We start from the raw sequence: 3,954 nt of genomic DNA on the forward strand, positions 1-3,954 counted from the left end.
GCGGGGCGGCGCCGCCCCCGCCCCGCGCCCGCCCCCCCCCGCGCCGGGCCCCCCCCCCCCCCCCGGCGGGCGGGCGGGGGGCGCCGCGCGCGCCCCCCCGCCCCCCCCCCCCGGCCCCGACGGCCGCCACGGCGCCGGGCCGGCCGGGTCCGAGCGGTCGGAGGACGAGGGCGGCGACGCCGGCGCGCAAGAGCGCCCCGGCGCCCTCGCGGAGGCCGTCTGATGGCGGGCGGCGCGGCGCCGGGCGGCCCCGGGAGCCCGGTGGGGGACCCGGTGCGCGAGGTGATGGCCGAGCACCGGGCGCTGTGCGAGCGGGCCGTCGACCCGCTGGAGATCGCCGCCGGACTGGAGGAGGCCGGGCTCGGCCCGCAGGCCGCCGCACGCTGCCGGCACGCCGACCTGTTCTCGCTCGCCGAGGAGCTGTACGCGCGGGTGCCCCGCCGCCCGCCCCCGCCGGAGCCGCCGCCGGGCCGGGAGTGCGCCGCCGCGACCCGGGCGACGCTGACCGCCGCCGCGCTGGCCGCGCTGCCCTGCGCGGCCGTGGTCGCGCTCGGCGCCCGCTGGCCGGTGCTGCTGCCGGCCGCCGTCCCGCTGGTGCTGGTGCCCGCCCTGGCCGCGGACCCCGCCGCCGAGCCCGGCCCGCCGTGCACCGGCCCCTGCCGCGCGGTGGACGGGCTGGGCCCGGCGCGGGCGCCGCGGCGGGCCGGCTCCCGGTGGCGCCCGGCGGCGCTGGGGTACGGGCTGGGCCTGGCCGCGCTGCTGCTGCTCCCGCTGGCCGCGGCGGACGGGGACCGGCGGCTGACCGCCGCGCTGGTGCTGGCCGGGGCGGTGTCGGCCGGGTCGGCCGAGCGGGCGGCCCGCTGGTACCGGCAGGTCGGCCGCGGCCATCTCGGCGCGGCGGCCACGCTGGCCGAGTTCCGGTCCCGGATGCGGCCGGTGCTCCCGGTGGCGGTCGCCCTGCACCTGGCGGTGCTCGCGGTGCTGACCTTCGCCGCGCTGGCGGTGCTGACCGTCCTCGCGCCGCGCCCCGGGCCGGGCCACGGCGGGGGCCTGCTGCACCTGGCGGCCGAACGGGCCGGCGCCGCGCAGTGGGCGGCGCAGGGCGTGCTGGGCCTGCTGCTGGTGCTGCCCGCGCTGCTGGCCCGCTGCGGCCGGACGACGGCCGCGGCGGCGGGGGCGCTGGCCGGGCCCGCCGTGGCGCTCGGGCTGCTCGCCCTGGGCCGCTCCGGGCCGACGGCCGGGCTGATCGGCGGCGGCGCGGTCGCCGCGGTGCTGCTGGCGTACGCCTGGGCCGTGCTCGGCCGGGCCGGTTCGCACCGCTGAGCCCCGCCCGCCGGTGCGGCCCCGGGTGCCGCCCCCTTCTCGTTGCTCTCACTCAGTCCGCTCTTGATTTCAGTCCGCCAGGTCGTCCCCGACCTCGCTTCGTGGAAGGACGCCCCCGATGAGGGTGCTGCTGCTGGGCGCCGACGGTTTCATCGGCCGCCGGGTCACCGATCGTCTGCTCATGGACCAGGAGTTGCAGGTGACGGTGCTCGGCCGGCGCGACTCGGCCGACATCCGCTTCGACCTGACCACCGGAAGCCCGGGCGCGCTGGCCCGGTTCCTGGACGCGGTCGCGCCGCAGGTGGTGATCAACTGCGCGGGCGCCACCTACGGCAGCTCGCGCACCCTGATCCGGTCGAACACGCTGGCCGTCGCCACCGTCTGCGAGGCGATCCGGCGCAGCCGGGAGCCGGCCCGGCTGGTGCACGTCGGCTCGGCCGCCGAGTACGGCCCGGTGCCGGGCGGGGTGCCGGTGTCGGAGCAGGCCGAGCCGCGGCCGGTCGGCCCGTACGGGGTGTCCAAGCTGGCCGGGACGGAGCTGGTGCTGGCGTCGGGCCTGGACGCGGCGGTGCTGCGGGTGTTCGACGTGGTGGGCCCGGGGGCGCCGACCGCCTCGCTGTTCGGGCGGCTCGCGGAGGGGCTGCGGCGGGCTCTGGAGCGGGACGAGTCCCAGGTGCGGATGCCGGACCTGTCCGGATACCGGGATTTCGTGGACGTGCGGGACGTCGCGCGGGCGATCCAGGCGGCGGCGGTGTCGGCCGCCACCGGGGTGGTCAACATCGGCAGCGGGCACGCCGTCCGGGCCCGGGACGCGGCCCAGCTGCTGGTCCGGGCGTCCGGCTTCGAGGGGGCGATCGTCGAGGAGAACCGGCAGGTCCTGCTGCCCGCGCAGGCCGGCGGCCCGGTCGGCGACCACCTGCCCGGCCACCACCTGCCGGGCCACCGGGTGGAGGGCCACCGGCCGGAGGGCCGGGTCGCGACGGGGGAGCCGGTGCCGTGGCGGCAGGCGGACGTGCGCACCGCCCGGGACCGTCTCGGCTGGCGGACACAGGTGCCGCTGGAGGAGTCGCTCGGGGACGTCTGGCTGGAGACGGCCTGCCGGGTCTGAGCGGTCACCGGGAGCGCCCCGGGCCTGTCGGCACAGGCCTGGGGCGCTTTTCCGGGCTCCCGCGGGCGGTCCCACGATCCGACGCCGGCTGTCTCGCCCATCGGACGAGCTGTCTCGGAATACCGGAGGGGCGTGACACTGTTGGCCTAGGAGCCACCCGCGTGGCGGCGCAGCAACCACCATGAGGCTGGCCCAGGCCACCTGAACCAGACACCCATCGGAGTCCCCGTGTCGTTGCCACCCCTGGTCGAGCCGGCTGACGAGCTCACCGTTGACGAGGTCCGCAGGTACTCCCGCCACCTGATCATCCCCGACGTGGGCATGGCCGGGCAGAAGCGGCTGAAGAACGCCAAGGTGCTGTGCGTCGGCGCCGGCGGCCTGGGCTCGCCCGCGCTGATGTACCTGGCCGCGGCCGGTGTCGGCACGCTGGGCATCGTCGAGTTCGACGTGGTCGACGAGTCGAACCTGCAGCGCCAGATCATCCACGGCCAGTCGGACGTGGGCCGCTCCAAGGCGGAGTCGGCGCGGGACTCGGTCAAGGAGATCAACCCCTACGTCGACGTGATCCTCCACGAGGAGCGCCTCGACAACTCCAACGTCATGGAGATCTTCGCCGGCTACGACCTGATCGTGGACGGCACCGACAACTTCGCCACCCGCTACCTGGTGAACGACGCCGCGGTGCTGCTCGGCAAGCCGTACGTGTGGGGCTCGATCTACCGCTTCGACGGCCAGGCCAGCGTGTTCTGGGCCGAGCACGGCCCCTGCTACCGCTGCCTCTACCCGGAGGCCCCGCCGGCGGGCATGGTCCCCTCCTGCGCCGAGGGCGGCGTGCTGGGCGTGCTGTGCGCGTCCATCGGCTCGATCCAGGTCACCGAGGCGATCAAGCTGCTGGCCGGCGTGGGCGACCCGCTGGTCGGCCGGCTGATGATCTACGACGCCCTGGAGATGAACTACCGCCAGGTGAAGGTCCGCAAGGACCCGGACTGCGCCGTCTGCTCCGAGCACCCGACGGTCACCGAGCTGATCGACTACGAGGCCTTCTGCGGCGTCGTGTCGGAGGAGGCGCAGGCCGCCGCCGCGGGCTCGACCGTCACCTCGGCGCAGCTCAAGCAGTGGCAGGACGACAAGGAGGACATCTTCCTGATCGACGTCCGCGAGCCCGGCGAGTACGAGATCGTCAACATCCCCGGCGCGGTGCTGATCCCGAAGAACGAGTTCCTCATGGGCGACGCCCTGGAGAAGCTGCCGCAGGACCGCAAGATCGTGCTGCACTGCAAGTCGGGCGTGCGCTCGGCCGAGGTGCTGGCCGTGGTCAAGGCGGCCGGCTTCGCCAACGCCGTCCACCTGGGCGGCGGCGTGCTCGGCTGGGTCAACCAGATCGAGCCGCACAAGCCCGTCTACTAGGACGCCGGAACGTAGACGCCGGAACGTACCGGAAGGGGGCGCCCCCGGCGGGCCGACCGCGGTTTCCGGGGTGCGCAAAGCGCGGCGCGGCGGGGGCCACTGGGGTTGGGTCTGCG

General features: G+C 76.7%; 3 protein-coding genes. All 3 read left to right on the top strand.

Annotation, left to right across the window (positions count from 1 at the left end; genetic code table 11):
• Window positions 1-222 precede the first annotated feature (222 nt).
• Complete coding sequence (locus ACFV6D_RS30435; protein WP_380431012.1) at window positions 223-1,323, top strand: hypothetical protein; 1,101 nt, start codon at window positions 223-225, stop codon at window positions 1,321-1,323.
• A 118-nt stretch (window positions 1,324-1,441) separates the two neighbouring features.
• Window positions 1,442-2,431 carry an NAD-dependent epimerase/dehydratase family protein gene (locus ACFV6D_RS30440; protein WP_380431010.1) on the top strand — a complete coding sequence of 330 codons (990 nt, stop codon included), beginning with the start codon at window positions 1,442-1,444 and terminating at the stop codon, window positions 2,429-2,431.
• Window positions 2,432-2,659: 228 nt separating this feature from the next.
• Window positions 2,660-3,838, top strand: a complete 1,179-nt coding sequence (moeZ, locus tag ACFV6D_RS30445; RefSeq protein WP_380341410.1) for an adenylyltransferase/sulfurtransferase MoeZ — start codon at window positions 2,660-2,662, stop codon at window positions 3,836-3,838.
• Window positions 3,839-3,954 lie beyond the last annotated feature (116 nt).

Origin of the sequence: Kitasatospora sp. NPDC059812 (assembly GCF_042732075.1) — a bacterium.
GTDB lineage: Bacteria > Actinomycetota > Actinomycetes > Streptomycetales > Streptomycetaceae > Kitasatospora.